Below are 22,744 nucleotides of genomic sequence, written 5' to 3' on the forward strand. Positions count from 1 at the left end.
TTATTATCGTTTATATTTGCAGTTGTTGAAAAACAAATAATTTAATATCAATATTATATAAAATGAAACACACAAAGGTTAAAGACTTATTAAACAGTACGACGACGCTACAGGAAGTGAATGCAAAAGGATGGGTGAGAACTTTTAGAAATAATCAGTTCATCGCGCTTAATGACGGTTCTACAATTAATAATATACAATGTGTTGTTGATTTTGAAAATACACCGGAAGAAACTTTAAAAAGAATCACAACTGGAGCTGCGGTTTCTGTAATTGGAACTTTGGTTGAAAGTAAAGGTGCAGGTCAGAAATACGAAATTCAGGTTTCAAAAATTGAAATTCTTGGAGATTCTGATGCGGAGAAATTCCCAATGCAGCCTAAAAAACACTCTTTAGAATTTTTACGTGAAAATGCTCACTTGCGTGTACGTACGAATGCTTTTGGTGCGATTATGCGTGTGCGTTCAGTATTATCATTTGCAGTTCACAAATATTTTCAGGAAAAAGGTTTTGTGTATGTAAACACGCCAATTATCACTGGAGCTGACGCTGAAGGTGCGGGAGAAATGTTCCAAGTTACTTCATTGCCTTTGGATAATCTTCCAAAAAATGAAGAAGGAAACATTGATTTCAAAAAAGATTTCTTCGGAAAACATACGAACTTAACGGTTTCTGGACAATTAGAAGGGGAAACTTTCGCAATGGCTTTGGGTCAGATATATACTTTTGGACCAACATTTAGAGCTGAGAACTCAAACACTTCTCGTCACTTGGCAGAATTCTGGATGATCGAACCTGAAGTTGCTTTCAACAACCTTGATGACAACATGGATTTGGCTGAAGATTTTATTCAGTATGTAATTAAATATGCTTTAGACAATTGTGGAGATGATTTGAAATTCTTAGAAGGAAGACTTCTTGAAGAAGAAAAATCAAAACCACAAGCGGAAAGAAGCGAAATGGCTTTATTAGAGAAATTGAACTTCGTATTGGAAAACAACTTCAAACGTGTTTCTTACACGGAAGCAATTGACATTTTAAGAGATTCTACTCCAAATAAAAAGAAGAAATTTCAATATATCATTAACGAATGGGGAGCTGATTTACAGTCAGAACACGAGCGTTACTTAGTTGAAAAACACTTTAAATGTCCAGTAATTTTGTTTGATTATCCAGCAAACATCAAAGCGTTTTATATGCGTTTGAACGATAACACTGAGCCAGGAAAAGAAACAGTTCGCGCAATGGATATCCTTTTCCCTGGAATTGGAGAAATCGTTGGTGGTTCTGAAAGAGAAGAGCGTTACGACGTTTTAATCGAAAAAATGAAAGCTTTAGAAATCGATGAAGAAGAATTATACTGGTACTTAGACACCAGAAGATTTGGATCAGCTACTCACGCAGGTTTCGGTTTAGGATTTGAACGTTTAGTATTGTTTGTAACAGGTATGACAAACATTAGAGACGTAATTCCTTTCCCAAGAACTCCTGGAAGTGCAGAGTTTTAATCGATTTAGTTTAAAAAAGTTTCAGGTTTCAAGTTTCAAGTTATTGGAGCGCGAACTAAAATAATAATATTTGTTTCAGGTTTCAAGTTTCAAGTTGTGGTACGTTCTGCAACCTGAAACTTGAAACTTGAAACTTTTAACAAAATCAAATGCTAAAGCAATTTTTAAATTTAAAATTATCCCAAAAATTATCTCCACAGCAAATTCAGCTGATGAAGTTAATTCAATTGCCTACGCAAGCTTTTGAACAGCGTTTATTAGAAGAAATGAACGAAAATCCAGCTCTTGAAGCTGGTAAAGAAGATGAATATGAAGCTGATGAATTCGCTAATGAAGATTACGACGATTATGATGATGCAGAATCGGACAGAATCGAAGCTGATGACATTAACATTGACGAATATCTAAGCGACGACGATACACCTGATTACAAAACTCAAGTGAATAATTACAGTGATGATGAAGAACGCGAAACACCTTTTGCTTCGCCAATTAGCTTTCATCAGGATTTAATCAATCAGTTGAATACTTTTATTTTGAATGATGAAGAACGCGAAATCGCCGAATTCCTTGTTGGAAGTATTGATGACATGGGTTACATCCGCAGAAGCGTTCCAGACATCGTAGACGACATGGCTTTTACTCAGGGAATTTATACTGACGAAGCAATGGTCGAAAAAATGCTGACTGTAATTCACGAACTTGAACCTTCGGGAGTTGGAGCACGCGATTTGCAGGAATGCTTATTACTTCAATTAAAGCATAAAACCCCAACAGAATATGTTGATTTAGCGATCGATATTATCGAAAACCAGTTTGATGCTTTTACGAAGAAACATTACGATAAACTTTTACAGAAATACAGCGTTTCGAACGAACAGCTTAAAAAAGCGATTCACGAAATCGAAAGATTAAACCCGAAACCGGGAGGTTCTTTTACAGGAAATAATAAAGTCACTGAAAATGTAGTTCCGGATTTTGCCATCAGAATTGTTGACGGTGAATTAGAATTGACTTTAAACGGAAGAAATGCTCCTTCTCTGCACGTTTCTAAAGATTATCAAGAAATGATGCAGACGTATAAAGATTCTCGTGATAAATCATCTGCTCAGAAAGATGCAGTTCAGTTTATCAAACAAAAACTAGATTCGGCTAAATGGTTTATCGACGCAATCAGACAACGTCAGGAAACGCTTTTTGTAACGATGAATGCGATTATGCATTATCAGGAAGAATATTTCTTAGACGGTGACGAAACCAAACTTAAACCAATGATCTTAAAAGACATTGCCGATATGGTTGGTTTGGATATTTCGACGATTTCGCGTGTTGCCAACAGTAAATATGTCGAAACACCATATGGAACAAAACTGATTAAAGAATTCTTTTCTGAAGCCATGAAAAATGACCAAGGAGAAGATGTTTCTACTTTAGAAATCAAAAAGATTCTTAAGAATACAATTGAAGAAGAAGACAAAAAGAAACCACTTCCAGACGATCAATTGGCTGAAATTTTAAAAGAAAAAGGATATCCAATCGCAAGAAGAACAATTGCAAAATACCGTGAACAACTAGATATTCCAGTGGCAAGAATGAGAAAGAAAATTTAGTTTTTTTTTGTTAAACCATATAAGAAATATAAGTTCATTAAAAAAAACAAACCCGATAGTTTTTAAACTATCGGGTTTGTTTTTTCTTTCTTATCCATACTATTAAACTGGACTGAAGTCCGCTCTAAAATATGTATCAAACCCCTTACTCTTTTTTAGTTCCGAAGGAACAAATTATTCTGTAGAGCTGGACTTCAGTCCAGTTGAAATACAAAAGGTATTCAAAAAACAAACCCGACAGCTTGAAGACTTGTCGGGTTTTGTTTTATAAATATTTTTACAATCTTACAGATTAAGTTTTTCAAGCTGAGCAATCCAGAGGCTTCGGGATCGCTCAGCTTGAAAAATGTTTTAACAACGTCTTAGAGAACGTTAGTTTATTTATATTGATCCGGTAATATTTTTACATTAAATAAAAACGTCTTCTTTTTATCGCTATAGCTGTAAATCAAAGTATAATCATTATCTCTAAAAACCTGAAGTCCTGTGTTTGCTTTCGCAGTACTTAAAAGACTTTTTTCCATTTCTACTTGTATTACATCAACCTCAGCAGTGATTTTTTCTACATTTAGCAATGTCAAATTATATTGAACAACTCTTTCTTCGGGTAAACTTACACTGTCAAGACGAATTCCTTCTTGAATTTTCAGTGGGCAGCTTTTATTGTATTTCCCAACCAGTTCTGTTATTTCAGTATTTACTTCATCTGCCTTTTCAGAAAGAAAAAATTGAAAGAAAACAGCCAAAGCAACTGCAATTCCAATTACAACTAATAATAAAATATTCTGTTTTCTTTTACTTTGCTTTTCTTGCATGTTTTATTAGGCTTAAATGAATTTAAAATCTATTTTTCTTGACTCTTTTTCATCGCATTAAAATAAGCTGCACGACTTAATGGCTCATATTCTTCTGTTTCCCCAAGCATTACTAACTTATCATTATCTGTTTTACGAAAACTGTAATTAGCAAGATTTCCCGTTCTCGTACATACCGCATGAACTTTCGTAACATATTCTGCAGTTGCCATAAGTCCCGGCATTGGTCCGAAAGGATTTCCTTTAAAATCCATATCAAGCCCGGCAACGATTACACGAATTCCCTGATTGGCAAGATCATTACAAACTGTAATAATTTCATCATCAAAAAACTGAGCTTCATCAATACCAATAACATCGCAGCCTTGTGCTAAAATTAAGATATTGGCCGCGGCAGGAACTGGCGTAGAACGAATTTCGTTGGCATCGTGAGACACCACCATTTCGTCATGATATCGAGTATCAATTGCGGGTTTAAAAATTTCGACTCTTTGTTTGGCAAATTGGGCGCGTTTTAATCTGCGGATTAACTCCTCGGTCTTACCCGAAAACATTGATCCACAAATAACTTCAATCCAACCAAATTGTTCTTTGTGATTTACTGTATTTTCGAGAAACATTTTGTATTTTTCTACCTTTAAAAATGAATAGTTTTTATTACTTTGTACTGGTAATAAATTGACGCAAAAAACTGCTGTTTTTCGGTTTTTCAAAAGTAGAAAATTTTTATCAAAACGGAGATTCGCAATCGCTTATTAACAGAAATAAAAAATTATCTCGTTGATTTTCTCCCAGAATAAAGACATTCAGATACAAAACATAATAAATTACCCTATTCACTATAATTTCAACAGTTATGAAAAAAAAATTGGAAGCCGACTTAATCAGCATTGCACATCGAATTTTAAAACTTAAAAACAAATCCGATATCAATCAATTATATCTTGAAACTCAGAAATTATATGAGAAACTAGCGGTGTTAAAATTTGTTGATGAAAATTTCGACAGCCTAAAACCGACTATAAATCACAGTGAAATTACTTCTGAAATAGAAACTATTTTTGAAAAAGAAGATACTATTCCTGCAGAAGTTAAAATCGAAGAGCCAATTGCCGTTGAAGAAACTGTAGCTGAAACCATAATTGCGGAAGAAACAAAAACGGAAGAAGTTGTAGAAGAAACTGTGCCGGAAATTGTTGTAGAAATTTCTGAAGAAATCATTGTAGAAACTGAAATTGAGACTATTCCTGAAACTATTGCCGAAATTAATGAAGAACCTGCAGAAGATGAAATTGAAGAACCAATTTTTGAAGCTAAAAAAGATATCGAAGCCGCTGACGAACTTTCGTTTACTACGATCAGCGATTTAAAACCAATTCCTGATTTCATACCTGCTTTCGAATTAGAAACGGAAGAAATAGTTGCAGAAATCAAAGAAGAGCCAAAAATCGAAACAGAAACAAAATCTCAAGCAGTTCATATGACTTTAGAAGAACTTTTGGGAGTAAATTATGCTGATGCTCAATTTGTGAAAGTTGATAGTTTTGAAAATGTTTCAGCAAATACAGCAACTACCGAATCTAAAGAGAAAAAAACTACCGAAACAGCGATTTTAGAAACTCCAGCAGAATCTAAAACTGTTACACTAAACGAAAAACTTGCAAAAGGTTTCCACGTTGATTTGAATGACCGAATTGCATTCACAAAAAACCTTTTCGGAAACAGTTCTGAAGATTACAGTCGTGTTTTAAATCAGCTTTTAACGTTTGATTCTTATGCGGAAGCTAAAGAATTTATTGACGATATGGTAAAACCTGATTATAACAATTGGGACGGAAAAGATGATTACGCAGAACGTTTCCTTGGAATTATCGAGAAGAAATTCGCATAAAGCCATTTTCACATTTTACATTTTACGAATAAAAAATATGTCAAAATTATATATCGTTCCAACGCCAATTGGCAATCTTGAAGACATGACTTTCAGAGCTATTAGAGTTTTGAAAGAAGTCGATTTGATTTTGGCAGAAGACACTAGAACGAGCGGGAAATTGTTGAAGCATTTTGAAATTGGCACGCACATGCACAGCCATCATATGCACAACGAGCACAAAACAACCGAAAATTTAATTGCACGTTTGAAAGCCGGCGAAACTATCGCTTTAATTTCAGATGCAGGAACTCCGGCAATTTCAGATCCAGGATTCTTATTGACACGCGCTTGTGTTGAAAATAAAATTGAAGTAGAATGTCTTCCAGGCGCAACTGCATTTGTTCCAGCGCTTGTAAACAGCGGACTTCCAAATGACAAGTTTATTTTCGAAGGTTTTCTTCCTGATAAAAAAGGACGTCAGACTAGATTTTTGGCTTTAACCGAAGAAACTAGAACAATGATTTTATACGTTTCTCCACATAAACTCGTTAAAACATTAGCTGAATTTATTCAGTATTTTGGAGAAGATCGACAAGTTTGTGTTTCAAGAGAATTATCAAAACTACACGAAGAAAATGTTCGCGGAACCGCAAAAGAAGTTCTCGCACATTTTGAAAAAACAGCTCCACGCGGTGAAATAGTTGTTGTCGTTGCTGGAAAAACTATAACAAAAGAGCCTAAGAAAAGTAAGTTTTCTAAGGATGATGAAGAATAAAAAACATTAGCCACAGATTTCACAGATTAACACAGATTCAAGAATCCTTTGAAATCCTTTAATCTGTGGCAAAAAAAATTAAATCATAATTTATGAGCATTCAAGCCTTTTTAGAAAAAGTAAAACAAACTCCAACACAAATAACATTTCCTGAAACTATTGCTGTAATCGAAGAAAATTACAACTTTACTCCAACTGCTTTTCAAAACGGAACGCAGCATAATGCAGCCGGAGAAAATTCTGGTTCTTGTAAATTATTCTCTTTCGCAAAATTGCAAAACTTAAGCAAAGAAGAAACTTTGGCTTGTTTTGGTGCTTTTTATTTTGAAGAAGTTTTAGGAGATCCAAACGGAACGAATCACCAAAACATTAGAAATTTCATCAACTTAGGCTGGGACGGAATCCAGTTTGAAGGAAATGCATTGGAATTAAAATAACATTGTGAAAACTTTGTCAAAGTTTGAAACCGAATATTTTTGCCACAGATTAAAAGATTAACACAGATTAAAAAATCCTTTTAAATCATGTAATCTGTGGCAAAAAAAATCACAATCAGATTAAACGATTTCAGAAACCTACAGTCTAAAATCAAACTCTAAAATCAAAAATCAACTCATGCGTTGGACTTTAAAACCAAAACCTTCTCAAGATAAAATCAAACATTTGGCGCAAGCCTTAAATGTAGAAGATTTTGTTGCAACACTTTTGATTCAGCGCGGCATTGAAACTTTTGAAGATGCTAAAAATTTCTTTCGCCCATCTTTAGAACATCTTCACGATCCTTATTTGATGAAAGACATGGAGAAGGCGGTTGCAAGAATAGAATTGGCAATTGAAAATCAGGAAAATATTTTAGTTTTTGGTGATTATGATGTTGACGGAACAACGGCGGTTTCTTTGGTTTCATCGTATTTAAAATCACATTATCCAAATATTGCAACTTATATTCCGGATCGTTATGATGAAGGTTACGGAATCTCTTTTAAAGGAATTGACTTTGCTGACGATAACGGATTTTCATTGATTATTGCACTCGATTGCGGCATAAAATCCATAGACCATATCGCTTACGCGAAAGCAAAAAATATCGATTTTATTGTTTGTGATCACCACAGACCTGGTGAATTTCTTCCAGATGCGGTTGCAATTCTTGATCCAAAAAGAGAAGACTGCACTTATCCGTATGATGAGTTATGCGGCTGTGGAGTTGGTTTTAAATTGATTCAGGCTTTAGGCCAAAACCGAAATGAAACTATCGAGGATTTAGTTCCATATCTAGATTTGGTTGCAACTGCAATTGCTGCGGATATTGTTCCTATTACAGGAGAAAATCGTGTTTTAGCTTATTTCGGTTTGAAAGTAATTAACAGTAATCCAAGACCTGGTATTAAAGCTTTAGTTCATCAGGTTAAAAAGACAGTTTTAGATATTACCGATGTTGTTTTTATTATTTCTCCAAGAATAAACGCTGCGGGAAGAATCAAGCACGGAAATCATGCTGTTGAATTATTAACCGAATTTGATTTTGATCAAGCACAGCAGTTTGCATCTGAAATTGAACAATATAATGCTGATCGAAAAGATCTAGATAAAAAAATTACAAAAGAAGCTTTTCTTCAAATTACAGAAAACAATGAGGAAGAACGTTTTTCTACCGTTGTATTTCAAGAAGACTGGCACAAAGGTGTTATTGGAATTGTTGCTTCTCGATTGATTGAAACGTATTATCGACCAACTTTAGTTTTTACTAAAAGCGGAGATAAATATGCGGCTTCTGCCCGATCTGTAAAAGGTTTTGATGTTTACAATGCATTAGATGCCTGCGCAGAACATTTGGAACAATTTGGAGGTCATATGTACGCCGCGGGAATGACTTTAAAAGCTGAAAATTATCAGATTTTTAAAGACGCTTTTGAAAAACAGGTTTCATCAACTATTTCACCTGAAATGCGAACTCCTGAAATCGAAATTGATGCCGAAATTAATTTCTCTGATATCACTCCAAAACTCATCCGCATTCTAAAACAATTTGAACCTTTTGGTCCGCAGAACATGACGCCGGTTTTCATGACTAAAAACATAAAAGATACTGGTTATGCCAAAACTTTAGGTTCTGAGGAGGAACATTTAAGGCTTTTTGTAAAACAATCTAATTCAGATGGAATTGCAGCAATTGGCTTTGGACTAGGAAAAAAACTAAGTATAGCACAAAATCAGAATCTGTTTCAGCTGGCTTATTCTTTAGCTGAAAACGAATGGAACGGAACCATATCAACACAGCTTATGCTGAAAGACATTAGAACAAATGACAACTAAATCAACAAAACCAGATCCGTATCAAGCGCTTCGCTATAGAGAATTTAATATATTTTTACTATTACGCTTTGCGATGGTTTTTGCTTGGTCGATGCAGTTTATTGTGATTGAATGGGAAGTTTACAGTTTAACTAAAAACCCGCTTTCGTTAGGAATCATAGGTTTGATGGAAGTAATTCCAGCGGTTTCAATGGCATTGTTTGCTGGACATATTGTCGATCAAAGAGAAAAGAAAGGATTATTGGTAAAATGTATTCTAGGGTTTTCAGTAATTAGTTTTGGATTATTTTTACTCACTTGGCCAAAAATTGTCAGCGGTTGGTCGACTGAGTCTACCTTATATGCTATTTACTTTTTAGTATTTCTTGGCGGATTAGTTCGTGCTTTTCTTGGTCCTACTATTTTCTCTCTACTATCACTTATTATTCCTAAAAAAGCATATCCAAATGCCGCTACTTGGAGCAGTTCGGTTTGGCAGATTGGCGCGGTTATGGGACCTGCACTTGCAGGATTTTCAATTAACTGGATTGGTGTTCACTGGTCAATGTGTCTCGTTTTCGGATTCTCAATTCTTTCCTTAATTGCCTTATCACAAATCAGCAAAAAACCAATCATAAATCCGAAGATTGGAGAATCAATAAAAGACAGTCTTACAGAAGGTTTGACCTTTGTATTTAAAAACCAGATTGTTTTAGGCGCTTTGTCACTTGATATGATTGCAGTACTTTTTGGAGGTGCAGTAGCATTGTTACCCGTTTTTGCACAAGATATTTTAAAAGTGGGTTCTGAAGGTTTTGGTATATTAAGAGCTGCGCCTGCTGTAGGTGCTTTTATTACGATGATTGTTTCGGCGTATATCCCTTTATATAAAAATGCCGGAAAAAAACTTTTAGGAGCCATATTTGTTTTTGGATTGTCGATCATCTTATTTGGACTTTCTACGTCATTCTGGCTTTCTGTTTTTGCTTTATTCTTGAGCGGACTTGCTGACGGAATTTCGGTAGTAATTCGCCAGACCATTTTACAGCTTAAAACTCCTGATCATATGCGTGGACGCGTTGGTGCTGTAAATTCGATTTTTGTTGGCTCTTCTAATGAATTAGGTGCGTTTGAGAGTGGTGCAACTGCTAAATTAATGGGAGCTGTAACATCTGTTGTCTTTGGCGGAAGCATTACACTTTTGACCGTTTTAGGCTTTGGTTTTATATCTCCAACTTTTAGAGATTTAGATCTTCATAAAGATATGGAAGAACATCACAAATTGGAGTAATTAATTTTTAAACCATATAAGTTCATTTAAAGAACGAATCTTAAATTTAGAGACCTCCAATAAAATGGAGGTCTTTTAATTTTTACATCAAGCAAAAACAAAAAAGCCTTTACGATGAACTTATAGTACTTATATGGTAAAACCTTTTTCAAATTTTTATGATTTTTTTATTTAGAATTAATATAAATAATATTTATATTTGCTGGAATAAAAGGATTTACAATGAGAGAAATACAACAAATATATCACAACAGCTTCGGCATAGCCTTTTACTGGAAACAAAACAGCCAGACAATTCTTGACAAAGTACAGTTGGTTTTTAAAGAAACTGGCTTTTATTTTACGGTTTCGGAGTTGAATATGTTTTGCGATTTAATCGAAGACAGCATTATCGAAAATGCCTGCTGCGAAGCTTGTGAATTAAAATATTCTTGTCATAAATTTTTATTAAAAACTCCTTGTTCGTCAATAGATTTAGCTGTTTCAATGACAGAATTAAAATCTATTAAAGATTTAGTTGAAGGCTCTTTGTTTAAAATCGAATTAGACGAATATGTTTATGGTCCTGGATTAAACTAAGAAACATTCTAAATATTTTAACAACATTTTTTCATTATTGAAATATATTTTGATTTTATTCAAAAAAAAGTATATTTACGGCAATGAAAAAAATAAGCATTTTTATTGCCTTTACTATTTTAGCGCTCTTTTTTACAAATTGCAAAGACGCGTCCGAAGAGTATATTGATCCGCGAGGCACTGATTATGCAGGCTCAGAAAGCTGTATTCAGTGTCATCAGACTCAATATGATATGGCATCAAAAAGTGCTCATTTTAAAGCCACTGCTCCCGCAATTCCAGCAAATATTTTAGGTGATTTTGACAAAGGAAATCACACTTTTGTCTATGACAAAAACACCAAAATTGTTATGGAAAAACGCAACGACAGCCTGTATCAAGTTCTATATAAAAACGGAAAAGAGGTTGAAGCGCATCGTTTTGAGATTGTTTTTGGAATTAAACATGCACAAACTTCGGTATACTGGCGAGATCGCAATACGTATGAATTACCTGTTTCTTACTATAATTCTATAAACAATTGGGCTACAAGTCCAGGTTTTCCGGCAGACAAACCTTATTTTGACCGTATGGTTGTAAAAGACTGCTATTCTTGCCACAGCTCAAATATCAGCAGCAGAAATGTTAATCAGAATTCTACAGATAAGAACTTTTTATCGATGGAAGTCGAAGATGTTATTGATAAAAAAACAATTGTTTACGGAATTGATTGTGAACGCTGTCACGGACCTGCGAAAAAGCATGTTGATTTTCATCTAAAAAACCCAAATATCAAAGTTGCAAATAGTATTACCAGTTTTAAAATGCTTAACAGACAACAAAAGTTAGATGCCTGTGCACTTTGTCACGCTGGAAATGACGGCATGAAAATGAAATCGCGTTTTGATTTTAAACCAGGTGATAATCTATCTGATTTTTATAGAGAAACAAGAAGTGTAACTGATACAGCGAAATTTGACGTTCACGGAAACCAATTTCGTTTAATGGCGCAAAGCAAGTGTTTTATAAAAAGTGACAAAATGGATTGTATTACTTGTCATAATCCGCATGAAAATGCTTCTAAGAATATGGCGTCGTATTCTAAAATCTGTATGAGCTGTCATCAAGGTTTAAAACATAATGAAACGACTTTAAAAACGATGCCTGAAAAATTATTGGCTGATAATTGTGTAGAATGCCATATGCCGAAAAAATCATCGGGAGCAATTAAATTTCAACTTTCAAACAGTAAACAGTTATCAAATTACATTTTAAGAACACACAAAATTGGGATTTATCCAACAAGTACAAAATAAGACATTTTTTAGTTTTTGGTTTTAGCCATTAAGCCTCAACTTTGCGACCTGCGACTTTTGACTTTTGACTTACTTATTTTTCGAATTTCTTAAGTTCAAAAGTCTCACCATCAAAAACTCCGTAGGTAAAATAACCAATCCAATCGCCTAGATTTACATAATTTGAATCTTCACCAACAGGAATAATCATTGGTAAATGGCGATGTCCAAAAATAAAGTAATTGTAATGTTTGGTTTCGAGTTTACGTTTGGCGTACAAAACAAGCCATTCGTTTTCTTCACCAAGAAACTTCACATCTTCGTCACCAGAAATCAGTTTGTTTTTAACCGATAAATACTGCGCTAAACTCACGCCGACATCTGGATGAAGCCATCGAAAAAGCCATTTTGAAAACGGATTTGTAAACACCTTTTTCATTCTTTTATAGCCTTTATCTCCGGGACCTTTTCCGTCTCCATGACCAATTAAAAAGGTTTTTCCGTTAAAAGTAAATTCTTTATTATCATGATAAACCGGAATATTCAATTCGGTTTCAAAATAATCATTCATCCAAAGATCATGATTTCCAACAAAAAAATAAATTGGAATACCGCTGTCGCGAATTTCGGCTAGTTTACCTAAAATTCGAACAAAACCTTTTGGAACAACTGTTTTATATTCAAACCAGAAATCGAATAAATCACCAAGTAAAAAAATCGCCTCAGCATCATCTTTAACCTCATCTAACCAAGCCACAAATTTCTTTTCACGCGGAAGACTCAATTCAGGAGTCGGCGCACCAAAATGCTGATCTGAAGCAAAATATACTTTTTTCATTTATCTTTTGTGAAATGTGATTGGTGAGATGTGAAACGTTTTACTTTTCACAATTTACTTTTTATTAATTACAAATTATCAGAAGCGTACCATTCTGCAAACGACGATTCAGTTTCTTGAAGTTTAAGAGAGAACAGCGAAATTCCGCTTGGAAGTCTTGCGATAATTCTTTCAGCAAAATCAACTACCATATTTTCACTTGTTGGCTGATAATCAACCAATATAACGTGATGCCCGCGATTTTTCAATTCATTTGCCAACTCGATATGCGGCGTTGTTTGATTAAATACAGTCGCATGATCAAATTGATCGACGATTTCTTCTTTTACAATTTTCTTTAAATCAGAAAAGTCAATTACCATTCCGAATTTCACATTCGATCGATCTGTAATTGGCGAACCAATAACTGTTACCGACAATTTATAACTGTGTCCGTGAACGTTCTTGCATTTTCCGTCGTAACCGTACAATGCATGCCCGGTTTCGAAACTAAACTGTTTTGTAATTCTGATATTACTCATCGATTTTTAATTTAAGCTTGCAAATTTACAAATTAATAACCGTTTTCGTCTCTTTTTTTAGCACGGTTATACATCCAATAGGCAATTCCTATTAAAACGACAAACGGAATAAACGATCCTATAACAACACCTATTTGATATCCGCTGTCTGGAGCGTTCTTAATTTTCTCGGCAACATCTACGTTTTGGAATAACGAACTAATAGTCATATTCAATAATTTATATAATGAAAAACTGGTTTTAAACCATTTTTCAAAACTATGTTACTATTTGCATAAAATCAATGACTTATGTCATGCTTATTTTTTAAACTGCATCAAAGCATTTCTGCTAAAATCCGACAAAACCAATTTACCTGTAATAGCGGCACGTTCAAAAAGCAGAGATTCCCAATTTTCTGTGTTTTCCCAAATGATCTTTTTCATTTCGTGTAATGCTTCAGGATTATAAGAGCTTAATTTTTGAGCAAAATTTTCTACTTCTTTATCTAGATTTTCTGAGTCAATTAAAACTGAATAAAGTCCTTTTTGAAAAGCCCAATCTGCCGATTTCCATTCATGCGCTGCCAATGTCATTGCTGTCATTGCTGTTTTTCCGATTTTACGAGATACAGCGGGCTCAATTACAAACGGACCAATACCAATTGCAAGTTCAGATAATTTAATATCACTTTGAGGAGTCGCAAAAACGTAATCGCAAGCCGCAATTATTCCTACTCCGCCTCCAACTGCTTTTCCTTGAACTCGCCCAATTATAAGCTTACTGCAGCTGCGCATAGCATTTAGCAAATGTGCAAAACCAGAGAAAAACTCTGTTCCTTGTTCTTCATTTTCGACTTGCAGAAGTTCATCAAATGAAGCGCCGGAGCAAAAAGCTTTTTGACCTTCGCTTTTCAAAATAATAAGCGAAACGGAATCATTTCGACTCAATGAGTTAATTTCTAATGTAAGTTTATTTAATAATTCTCGTGGAAAAGAATTACTTGCAGGATGCCCAAACTGGACTGTTGCAATTGTATCTTGAAAAGAAGTCTCCAACGATCCTTTTGTAGTTTCTAAACTCATAAAAATAGTTTTAAGTGTAAAGTTACGGTTTTGACTACTATTTTTACTTAGATAGGTTTCTAAATTTGTTTATTGAAAATTAATTGACTTTATTTGCTGTCACTTTGGGGGATTAGCTCATTTGGCTAGAGCGCTACGCTGGCAGCGTAGAGGCGATCGGTTCGAATCCGATATTCTCCACAAAAACTGTATTGCTTAATTGAAATACAGTTTTTTTTATGATTTATTTTAAACACAATCAAATTTAAACCAACACAAAACCCCATGAAAAAAAGCATTCTAATTGCATTACTTACTCTAGTTGGCGCAAGCTCTTTTGCACAAGAGTTCAAAGTTAAAAAAGGCGAAGTTTTACTAGATGGTAAACCAATTGCTAAAATGTCGACAAAAGTACTTCGACAATATGAAATCACGAATCTCGACGGAACAAATGCAATTACAGCATACATGAGAATCTGTGAAAATCCAGCACCAGGAAAAGTTTATGTTGAAATCGCTAATGAAGAAAAGAAAGCAAACGATCTTGATTTTGTAAAATATTCGCCTTTCAATGTTGACCGAAGCATTATTCAAACCTTATTTGCAAAAGGTATGATTACAGAAAACGGAATTCAATTAGAACAAGTAAACACTTTTGTAAATGGCGAACCAACTGGTTTAGGCGAAAAATACGGATGTAAACAACAAAATGCAGAAAAAGCAGTAACAGATGCATTAGCCTTAACAATTGATGACAGCGGAAATGTTTTTAGCAAAAAAGAAAAAATCGGTTACATCAGAATGATTACAAACAATGGAACTACTAGTGGTTCTGTTGAAAAATACGAAGTAACAAATTTAGATTACAAAGTAATTGGAACTTGGTATGGTAAGTTTGGAATGGTTCAAGGTTATGGTAAAGCTTTAAACCAAGAAATTTATACTTACGATGGCAAAGTTTTTAAAGTAGAATTTAATAACGGAGGAAATTTTATTGGTTACAAAATGAGCCAAGACGTTACTGCAATGAACATTATAAAAAAATTAACTGGAAATGGATATTCTTTAGGCCACAATTAAAACCAGTAATACAAAACCTAAAAAGAGTTCTCGAATTAACATCGAGAACTCTTTTTATTTTTAGCTTATTCTTATTTCTCATTTGCCGAGTCATCGGCGTCTATTCTATCTTTTACAGCTTTTTTGAAATCATTGTTCAACAAATCTGTTAATTTTCTTTTCTCTTTTTGATTTTTTCTGATTGTAAGTACAACTAGAATAACTACCAGTACTGCAACAACCGCCATTACAACCCAATTAATTTCCATAGCTTTAATTTTTAATTAAAAGTAAGAAACTATAACTAAATACTATATTATCAAAAAGTTAAGTATTAGATCTTCAACAAAAACTTATTCTGATAGAATTATATATTTTGTAAGACATCTCACTAAATCATATGATTACTTTTGTATATCAAGAATCTAAAAAAAGTGAATGTTTGTAAAATTTCAAAAAACAAACAACTTATGGCATTTATATTTCGATCATTCGGGATAAAATAATAAAGACGCTCAATTGAGCGTCTTTATTATTTTTAAATCATTCTTTTTGAATGAGTTGTATGATTAGTTTTCCTTTTATTACTGTTACGGCAACAGGTTTATCAATTAAAAATCCAGCTTCTTTGAGCCAATTACCGCACAAACGTATCTGCGGTACAATTACTGGCTGTGTTTTATACATGCCTATAGAACGCGAAAACCTGTAAAATGCATAAGTTTTCATTCGCCTAATTGATAATACATTTGAAGTTTTTTCGATTTCAGAGGTTGTAGTTTCTACCTCTTTACTGCTTGTTTTTTCTTTGAAGTTCATTTGAAGAAAAATTAAGTTGACCAAAAAAATACGGTTTCAGCCTTTCCCGTTGAACTTCACCTTTGAGAGGCAGTGGGCGCATTAACGCTCCACACGGAGGTACCAAAACCGCGTATCTATACTTGCAGACATAAAAAATGCCCGCAACAAAATTGACGAGCAATACTCGCCTCTCAAAAATGAAGTTCACTGCAAATGTAGCGAAAAAGCTTTTCTGTTTTGTAAGAAAAAAGATGAAATTAACTTTTAAAACTTACGAAGGCTTTAAACTTTTGATTTTCAAATTAAAACAAATTAAAGTACTTTCGTACATAACAAAACTTAAAATTATATTTAAACAATGACAACAAGATTCTTCTTTTTATCAAGCGCTTTTTTAATTTTATTATCTGCCTGTAACAAAAAAGAAAACACCACAAATACACTTCCTAAGGTAACAGCACAAACGGCAACTGTAGCCGATACTCTTCAAGCTGAAGAAACTTCAAGAAAGGAAAGCATCTATTTATTTACTGTTATGCCAAAAGACAGCAGCGATGTTGCTTTTGTTTCTCTTTCGGATATTTATCCCATTGACGACGAAAAAGACACTCTGACTTTACCCAACCTTGAAAAAATGGCAGATGCCGATGCTCAATATTTCACCTTTGCCAAAAACTACAGAAAACGATTTTTATCTAAAACCAATATTTCTGAAACCGATTCTCTGTTTGTTTACGATTATGCCAAAAATAAACTTGCTTCTTTTTTAGTAAAAAATCTAAAAACTGCTGCGATGCTAAATGTATATTCTATTGGAGATGCCGGACCGTATCGTAATTATGATTATATGATTGGTTTCGAAATCAACAAAAAACTTTTAAACGGATTCAGCGATTATTACAGAGATGCTTTGGTATATGTAGGTAAGGAAAATCCGTTTTCGAAAGAACGCTTGAAGCCAATTTCGTGGAAAAAAATGGCAAAAAAAGACTACCCATCAAAAGCACTGAAAAATAACGATCGCGCTTTGCTAAAGAGTACAATAGCGGGCAATACATATTTTTACAAAACAGAAAGCTATCAGTATTTTTTACAAGACTATCTAGACAGCAATAAAACAATTTATGGCAGACGTCTATTAGTCGTTGATTCGAAAACAAAAGATGTTATAATCGAAAAACTTTTCAGCCAAAGTGAAGGCACATCACCTGCTCCGCTAAATTATGAAAACGGAGAAGATTCTATTGAGCAATGGACTGGAAAACTTTTTAAAAACAAACCTGAAGTTGTTTTTGGTTTCGAATATCTTTCCTTTAGCTGTCCAAGTATTTCTGTAATCGACAAATCAAATGAAGAGATTAATATTCAATGCGATAATCGTCATTAAATAGATACTATATATAAAAAGATACTACTTCAACAAAAACCCCATTCTTATCGAACCGTAAAAATATCCTCTATTGGTATCATTAACATCGCCTTCTAATTCACGTCCTCGATAAATAAATGAATACGACATATTGAAATTATTATGGCGGTATTTCAGTCCAAATTCGGCATTAAAACGAAGCGGCACCAAATCGAAAGTAATAGGACTTGTGTCATTAAACATACTTCCTTCGATTGTGGCATCATAAAACTGATAATTAACGCTTGGCATGGCGTAAAAATAAAACTCTCTAATATTGGGCTGTACATTTGCACTTACCGAAGCATCATGCATATTTGAATCGTAAATTGGAAGCAGTTTTTTAAAACCAATCCTAGTCATAAAACCAGTTGAAATGCCTGTAAAAATAGTTCCTAAATTGGCTTCTGACTGGAAATGAAGATCTACAAAGTCATTGTGTTTTGATGGAAATAGTTTCTTCGAATACATCACATGAGCCTGCACTCCAAAAGCATTATGAAGCTGATTTTCCCAGCCATATACTTTTTTATATCCAATGATTTTATGAAATCCTTCCTGAGTTTCTTGACCTAAAGCATTTGGTCCCATAAAACCCAGCTGAAAATCGGTTTTTAAAACGGATTCACTTTGGTAAAAAAAACTTCTTCCAGCTTCGGCAAAAAGATATGCCGTAAACGGACGGTCATTTACATAAACCGCTTCTTTGTTAATGAATCTTGGATTATAAATATATTGCCCGATTCTAAATTCAGTGATTTTTTTGTTGATTTTTTCATTGTCATTCTTAGACAGAAATCGATAAAAAAGCTCTAAACCATTGGTGTAATACATATCATTTTTTGATGATGTATATAAATCATTATCCGAGATAAAACCAATTTCTGTTCTTTTGCCTTGTCCAAAAGTCAAAGTTGCAGTTAAAATGAGGAATGCAAAAATTACCTTTTTACTTCCCATTATAATTAATTTTTCCAACAGCACGCATTTCGCGCACGATTCTTTCTTTTCTTCGGTTTATATAACTAGAAGAACCTGTAGCTTTAAATTTTCTTGGATTTGGCAAAATTGCAGCAATTCCTGCTGCCTGCATTGGCGTTAAACTTGAAGCGTCGCGGCGGTACCAATGTTCTGTTGCGGCATAAGCACCATAAACTCCATCTCCCATTTCGATACTATTTAAGTACACTTCCATGATACGTTCTTTACCCCAAATCAATTCGATTAAAACAGTAAAATAAGCTTCAAGTCCTTTACGGAAGTAGCTTTTTCCCTGCCATAAAAAAACGTTTTTAGCAGTTTGCTGCGAAATTGTACTTCCACCTCGAATTCGGCGTCCGCGTTCATTACTTTTATAAGCCTTTTGAAGCGCTTTAAAATCAAAACCATTATGACTTAAAAAAGTTCCGTCTTCACTGGCAATAACTGCTTTTTGCAAATTCATTGAAATTTTTTCAATAGGTTCCCAATCGTGATCAAAGTAAACTTCCTTTCCTGCCATTTTGTTTTCGATTGCTCGAATAACCATTAAAGGTGTAAAAGGTACCGGCACATATTTAAAAAACACAACCGAAGCGATCGAAACTCCAAAAAACCAAAGACATAGCTTAATAAAAAACCATTTTACTTTTTCTCCAAAAGAACGATTCGTCTTTTTTGGAGCTGCTTTAGGTTTACTTGCCGTTGTTTTTTTTGGTGCTATTTTTTTAACTGCCATTATATTAAGTCTGCTAATTCGGTTCCTATTAAACTGCCTATTGCTACTCCCATTCCGCCTAAACGCACTCCACAAAACACGTTTTCAGACAGTTGAGCAACAACAGAACTTTTACTATTTCCGACTCCCATAATCCCACTCCAACGATGTGCGATCTTGAAATCCTGATTCGGTAAAATTACATTTTTCAACAACTCCTCCAATTTATTTTGAATAATTTTCGTTTGCCCAAATTCCGTTGTCGTTTCCCCTTCAAAATCTAAATTTCGACCACCGCCCAATAAAATTCGGTCATCTATATTCCTGAAATAATAGTAACCGCGATCTAAATGAAACGTTCCTTTTATATCTAGATTTTTGATTGGCTCAGTAATTAAAACCTGTGCTCTCGCGGGTTTTACTTCTCCTTTCGTTAAAGAACCCGCAAAACCATTTGTAGCAAAAAGCACTTTACTCGATCTAAAACTAAAATCATTTAAAACCAACTCTACATAACTGCCTGCATCAAAATACGAGGTCACTGTTTGCTGATTTAAAATTAAAATATCGGCAGAAACAGCTTGTTTCAATAATTCCTGCATCATATTTCCAGTATCTATCTGCGCTTCAAATGGATTAAAGACTAAATAATCTTGAGTATTTTTAAATCCAAATCGATCTGTTTCTTTAGAAAAAACATCAGCTTTAAAAAGTGGTTTTAAAATTTCATTAATAAAAGGCATTTTCGAAATACATTCATTAAAACCTATTTCATCTTCTTTCAAAAACAATTCATATCCGCCGTGAGGTTTAAAATCAATTGTGGAATCTCCTAATCTTTTTCGAAGTAATTGCAATCCTTTCCAGCGTTTTTCGATTAAACGCACAACATCATCTTCTGCATTTGTTTTTAAGTCATCCATAATTTCCGAAAGACTTCCAAAACAAGCAAAACCAGCATTTTTTGTACTCGCACCTTGTGGCAGCATTCCTCTTTCTATAACTAGAATTTTTGAAGCAGGAAATCTTTCGCGTAAGCGCAAAGCCGCATGCAGACCAACGATTCCGCTGCCTACAATTGTGTAATCAATATTTGTAAACCAGTTCTTTAATTCCCAATAACTTAATTCCATCTTCCTCTTAAAATAAATTCCAATTTTTCAAATTCCAATTTAGGAAATAAATTTAAGACTTTGCTTTTGATTTTTAATCGCCGCAAATTCACGAATTATTATTCTCAAAGATTATCAAAAAAAAATAATTCGCAAATTCGTGGCGAACAAAATTTTAGAGATTCCGTTTTTGGATCTCTATCCAAATGTCAAGCTGAGCGTCCCGAGGCTTCGGGTGAGAATGGATGATAAACTTTAACAAATTTTGGAATTTTAAATTCGTATTTTTAGCTCCACAAAAAATAGAATTTTTATTATGAAAAAAGTATTATTTACAACCTTAATAATGATGAGTTTAAACGCTATCGGGCAAAATGTAATGTCGCCAGAATTGTTATGGAAATTAGGAAGAGTGAGTGCACTTGGACTTTCGAAAGACGAAAAAAATGTTGTTTTCAAGGTTTCTACTCCTTCTGTTGAAGAAAACAAATCACATTCAAAATTTTATACTATCCCTGTAGGCGGTGGTAATGCAACTGAAGTTACGGATACAAAAGCGATTTTGGCTGATAAAAACATTTCGCCTGACGGAAAATTTTTAGTGTACAATGAAGAAGTAAAAATTGACAAGGTTTTAGGTAAAGATTTTTATCCAAAACTTGATAAATCTGATGCACAAATTTATGATGGTTTAGATTATCGTCATTGGGATACTTGGAACGTAGGTAAATTTAACCACGTTTTTTATAAGGAAAACAAAGACGGCGCTAAAGGAATTGACATTTTGAAAGGAGAAACTTTTGACTCTCCGCAAAAACCTTTTGGCGGTGACGAAGATTACATCTGGTCTCCTGATGGAAAAAGTATTTTGTATGTGTGCAAGAAAAAAGCAGGAACTGATTATGCAGTTTCTACGAATACCGATATTTATGAGTACAATTTAGAGACTCAAAAAACAACTAACAGAACTGAAGGCAACTTAGGTTACGACACGGCTCCGCAATTTTCTCCAACAGGAAATTTAACTTGGCTGCAAATGAAACGTGATGGTTATGAGGCTGACAAAAACGATATTATTGTTGAATTTAAAGGAATCAAAACGAACTTAACGGCAAACTGGGATGGAACTGTAGATAATTTTATCTGGAGTAAAGACGGAAAAAATGTGTTTTTTGTTGCTCCAGTTGATGGTACAAAACAACTTTTTAGCGTTAATTTCCCTGGATTAACAAGAATTGCAATTACTGTTCGCCAAATAACAAAAGGTGATTTTGACGTAAATGATTTAGTAGGATTTGCAGGTGACGATATTATTGTAACTAGAAATGACATGAATCATGCACCAGAAATTTTTTCTTTTAACTTGAAGAAAAATACTTGGAAGCAACTTTCAAATGTAAATACTGATACTTACAAAACACTTACTTTAAGCAAAACTGAAAAACGTTATGTTACTACAACTGACGGTAAAAAAATGTTGGTTTGGGTAATTCTTCCTCCAAATTTTGATGCTTCAAAAAAATATCCAACTTTATTATTCTGTCAAGGCGGACCTCAAAGTGCATTGACACAATCGTATTCTTTCCGTTGGAATTTCTCATTAATGGCAGCGAAAGGTTATGTTGTTGTGGCGCCAAATCGTCGCGGAATGCCTGGTCATGGTGTTGAATGGAACGAGCAAATTAGTAAAGACTGGGGCGGACAGGTTATGGATGACTATCTTTCTGCAATTGATGATGTTGCCAAAGAAAGCTATGTTGACAAAAGCCGTTTAGGATGTGTTGGTGCGAGCTACGGAGGATACTCAGTATTTTATTTAGCAGGAATTCACAAAAACCGTTTTAAAACTTTCATCGCTCATGATGGTGTTTTCAATACGGTAAGTATGTTAGGAACTACTGAGGAAGTTTTCTTTAACAACTGGGATTTTGGCGGTGCTTATTGGGAAAAAGACAATGCTGTTGCACAAAAAGCATATACTACTTTTAACCCTGCAACTTTGGTTCAAAACTGGAATAAACCAATCTTGATTTTCCAAGGCGGGAAAGATTACCGTGTGCCAATCGGACAAGGACAAGAGGCTTTTCAAGCAGCACAATTGCGAGGAATTAAAAGCCGATTTGTTTATTTCCCTGAAGAAAATCACTGGGTTTTACAACCTCAAAACGCTCAAGTTTGGCAAGGTGAGTTCTTTAAATGGTTAAACGAAACTCTTTAATCTCAAAATAAAAACAAAAAATCAGCCT

23 protein-coding genes and 1 tRNA gene are annotated in these 22,744 nt (G+C 34.2%); 13 read left to right on the plus strand and 11 right to left on the minus strand.

Features of this window, described 5'->3' with window-relative positions; all coding sequences use genetic code 11:
• Nucleotides 1-62 precede the first annotated feature (62 nt).
• Together asnS and rpoN are read left to right on the plus strand one after the other, a co-directional pair.
• Nucleotides 63-1,508 (plus strand): asparagine--tRNA ligase, encoded by a 1,446-nt coding sequence (gene asnS, locus NLG42_RS02805; RefSeq protein WP_089058411.1) that lies wholly within the window; start codon nucleotides 63-65, stop codon nucleotides 1,506-1,508.
• 149 nt (nucleotides 1,509-1,657) lie between these two features.
• The gene (gene rpoN / locus NLG42_RS02810) at nucleotides 1,658-3,118 is read left to right on the plus strand and encodes an RNA polymerase factor sigma-54 (protein WP_089054333.1); all 1,461 of its coding nucleotides are present in this window, start codon (nucleotides 1,658-1,660) and stop codon (nucleotides 3,116-3,118) included.
• Between the two features lie 377 nt (nucleotides 3,119-3,495).
• Here rpoN and NLG42_RS02815 read toward each other — a convergent pair whose 3' ends face one another.
• Nucleotides 3,496-3,933 carry a hypothetical protein gene (locus NLG42_RS02815; RefSeq protein WP_257682934.1) on the minus strand — a complete coding sequence of 146 codons (438 nt, stop codon included), beginning with the start codon at nucleotides 3,931-3,933 and terminating at the stop codon, nucleotides 3,496-3,498.
• Between the two features lie 29 nt (nucleotides 3,934-3,962).
• Nucleotides 3,963-4,553 (minus strand): thymidine kinase, encoded by a 591-nt coding sequence (locus tag NLG42_RS02820; protein WP_089054374.1) that lies wholly within the window; start codon nucleotides 4,551-4,553, stop codon nucleotides 3,963-3,965.
• Between the two features lie 236 nt (nucleotides 4,554-4,789).
• Here NLG42_RS02820 and NLG42_RS02825 point away from each other — a divergent pair, with 236 nt between their 5' ends.
• From NLG42_RS02825 to NLG42_RS02855, 7 genes are all read left to right on the plus strand, one after another.
• Nucleotides 4,790-5,824 carry a hypothetical protein gene (locus tag NLG42_RS02825; RefSeq protein ID WP_257682935.1) on the plus strand — a complete coding sequence of 345 codons (1,035 nt, stop codon included), beginning with the start codon at nucleotides 4,790-4,792 and terminating at the stop codon, nucleotides 5,822-5,824.
• A 37-nt stretch (nucleotides 5,825-5,861) separates the two neighbouring features.
• A complete protein-coding gene (gene rsmI, locus NLG42_RS02830) occupies nucleotides 5,862-6,581 on the plus strand; it encodes a 16S rRNA (cytidine(1402)-2'-O)-methyltransferase (RefSeq protein WP_257682936.1) in 720 nt (239 codons plus the stop codon).
• A 92-nt stretch (nucleotides 6,582-6,673) separates the two neighbouring features.
• Entirely contained in the window at nucleotides 6,674-7,018 is a 345-nt protein-coding gene (locus tag NLG42_RS02835) for a HopJ type III effector protein (protein WP_213259964.1), read from the plus strand.
• A 178-nt stretch (nucleotides 7,019-7,196) separates the two neighbouring features.
• Complete coding sequence (gene recJ, locus NLG42_RS02840; RefSeq protein WP_257682937.1) at nucleotides 7,197-8,897, plus strand: single-stranded-DNA-specific exonuclease RecJ; 1,701 nt, start codon at nucleotides 7,197-7,199, stop codon at nucleotides 8,895-8,897.
• Complete coding sequence (locus NLG42_RS02845; RefSeq protein ID WP_099718045.1) at nucleotides 8,887-10,167, plus strand: MFS transporter; 1,281 nt, start codon at nucleotides 8,887-8,889, stop codon at nucleotides 10,165-10,167. Before recJ ends, NLG42_RS02845 begins: the two co-directional genes overlap by 11 nt.
• A 222-nt stretch (nucleotides 10,168-10,389) precedes the next feature.
• The gene (locus NLG42_RS02850; protein WP_089054340.1) at nucleotides 10,390-10,746 is read left to right on the plus strand and encodes a hypothetical protein; all 357 of its coding nucleotides are present in this window, start codon (nucleotides 10,390-10,392) and stop codon (nucleotides 10,744-10,746) included.
• Between the two features lie 83 nt (nucleotides 10,747-10,829).
• Nucleotides 10,830-12,041, plus strand: coding sequence for a cytochrome c3 family protein (locus tag NLG42_RS02855; protein ID WP_257682938.1), 1,212 nt, complete (start codon nucleotides 10,830-10,832; stop codon nucleotides 12,039-12,041).
• 73 nt (nucleotides 12,042-12,114) lie between these two features.
• On the opposite strand, the gene NLG42_RS02860 is transcribed toward NLG42_RS02855, so the two are convergent.
• From NLG42_RS02860 to NLG42_RS02875, 4 genes are all read right to left on the minus strand, one after another.
• Complete coding sequence (locus NLG42_RS02860) at nucleotides 12,115-12,858, minus strand: UDP-2,3-diacylglucosamine diphosphatase (RefSeq protein WP_089057029.1); 744 nt, start codon at nucleotides 12,856-12,858, stop codon at nucleotides 12,115-12,117.
• 68 nt (nucleotides 12,859-12,926) lie between these two features.
• Entirely contained in the window at nucleotides 12,927-13,379 is a 453-nt protein-coding gene (locus NLG42_RS02865) for a 6-pyruvoyl trahydropterin synthase family protein (RefSeq protein ID WP_089057030.1), read from the minus strand.
• A gap of 32 nt (nucleotides 13,380-13,411) precedes the next feature.
• Nucleotides 13,412-13,588 (minus strand): hypothetical protein, encoded by a 177-nt coding sequence (locus NLG42_RS02870; RefSeq protein WP_257682939.1) that lies wholly within the window; start codon nucleotides 13,586-13,588, stop codon nucleotides 13,412-13,414.
• 90 nt (nucleotides 13,589-13,678) lie between these two features.
• The gene (locus tag NLG42_RS02875; protein ID WP_257682940.1) at nucleotides 13,679-14,443 is read right to left on the minus strand and encodes an enoyl-CoA hydratase/isomerase family protein; all 765 of its coding nucleotides are present in this window, start codon (nucleotides 14,441-14,443) and stop codon (nucleotides 13,679-13,681) included.
• Between the two features lie 106 nt (nucleotides 14,444-14,549).
• Here NLG42_RS02875 and NLG42_RS02880 point away from each other — a divergent pair.
• Nucleotides 14,550-14,623 (plus strand) — tRNA-Ala (locus NLG42_RS02880).
• 84 nt (nucleotides 14,624-14,707) lie between these two features.
• Nucleotides 14,708-15,502 (plus strand): hypothetical protein, encoded by a 795-nt coding sequence (locus tag NLG42_RS02885; protein ID WP_089057032.1) that lies wholly within the window; start codon nucleotides 14,708-14,710, stop codon nucleotides 15,500-15,502.
• Nucleotides 15,503-15,573: 71 nt separating this feature from the next.
• On the opposite strand, the gene NLG42_RS02890 is transcribed toward NLG42_RS02885, so the two are convergent.
• Both NLG42_RS02890 and NLG42_RS02895 read right to left on the minus strand, forming a co-directional pair.
• Entirely contained in the window at nucleotides 15,574-15,750 is a 177-nt protein-coding gene (locus tag NLG42_RS02890) for a hypothetical protein (RefSeq protein WP_165768038.1), read from the minus strand.
• A gap of 274 nt (nucleotides 15,751-16,024) precedes the next feature.
• Complete coding sequence (locus tag NLG42_RS02895) at nucleotides 16,025-16,300, minus strand: type I toxin-antitoxin system SymE family toxin (RefSeq protein WP_257682941.1); 276 nt, start codon at nucleotides 16,298-16,300, stop codon at nucleotides 16,025-16,027.
• Nucleotides 16,301-16,640: 340 nt separating this feature from the next.
• Here NLG42_RS02895 and NLG42_RS02900 point away from each other — a divergent pair, with 340 nt between their 5' ends.
• The gene (locus tag NLG42_RS02900) at nucleotides 16,641-17,669 is read left to right on the plus strand and encodes an oxidoreductase (RefSeq protein WP_257682942.1); all 1,029 of its coding nucleotides are present in this window, start codon (nucleotides 16,641-16,643) and stop codon (nucleotides 17,667-17,669) included.
• 24 nt (nucleotides 17,670-17,693) lie between these two features.
• Here NLG42_RS02900 and NLG42_RS02905 read toward each other — a convergent pair whose 3' ends face one another.
• From NLG42_RS02905 to NLG42_RS02915, 3 genes are read right to left on the minus strand one after another with little or no spacing between them, the layout of a single operon-like run.
• On the minus strand, nucleotides 17,694-18,650 hold the full coding sequence (locus NLG42_RS02905; protein WP_089057217.1) for a lipid A deacylase LpxR family protein: 957 nt from the start codon (nucleotides 18,648-18,650) through the stop codon (nucleotides 17,694-17,696).
• A complete protein-coding gene (gene mtgA, locus NLG42_RS02910) occupies nucleotides 18,640-19,407 on the minus strand; it encodes a monofunctional biosynthetic peptidoglycan transglycosylase (protein ID WP_165768039.1) in 768 nt (255 codons plus the stop codon). Before mtgA ends, NLG42_RS02905 begins: the two co-directional genes overlap by 11 nt.
• Nucleotides 19,407-20,519 (minus strand): NAD(P)/FAD-dependent oxidoreductase, encoded by a 1,113-nt coding sequence (locus NLG42_RS02915; RefSeq protein WP_099718037.1) that lies wholly within the window; start codon nucleotides 20,517-20,519, stop codon nucleotides 19,407-19,409. The genes mtgA and NLG42_RS02915 overlap by 1 nt, the downstream gene beginning before the upstream one ends.
• A 295-nt stretch (nucleotides 20,520-20,814) precedes the next feature.
• Here NLG42_RS02915 and NLG42_RS02920 point away from each other — a divergent pair, with 295 nt between their 5' ends.
• The gene (locus NLG42_RS02920) at nucleotides 20,815-22,716 is read left to right on the plus strand and encodes a S9 family peptidase (protein ID WP_257682943.1); all 1,902 of its coding nucleotides are present in this window, start codon (nucleotides 20,815-20,817) and stop codon (nucleotides 22,714-22,716) included.
• Nucleotides 22,717-22,744 lie beyond the last annotated feature (28 nt).

Source organism: Flavobacterium plurextorum, from assembly GCF_024638035.1.
Taxonomy (GTDB): domain Bacteria; phylum Bacteroidota; class Bacteroidia; order Flavobacteriales; family Flavobacteriaceae; genus Flavobacterium; species Flavobacterium plurextorum.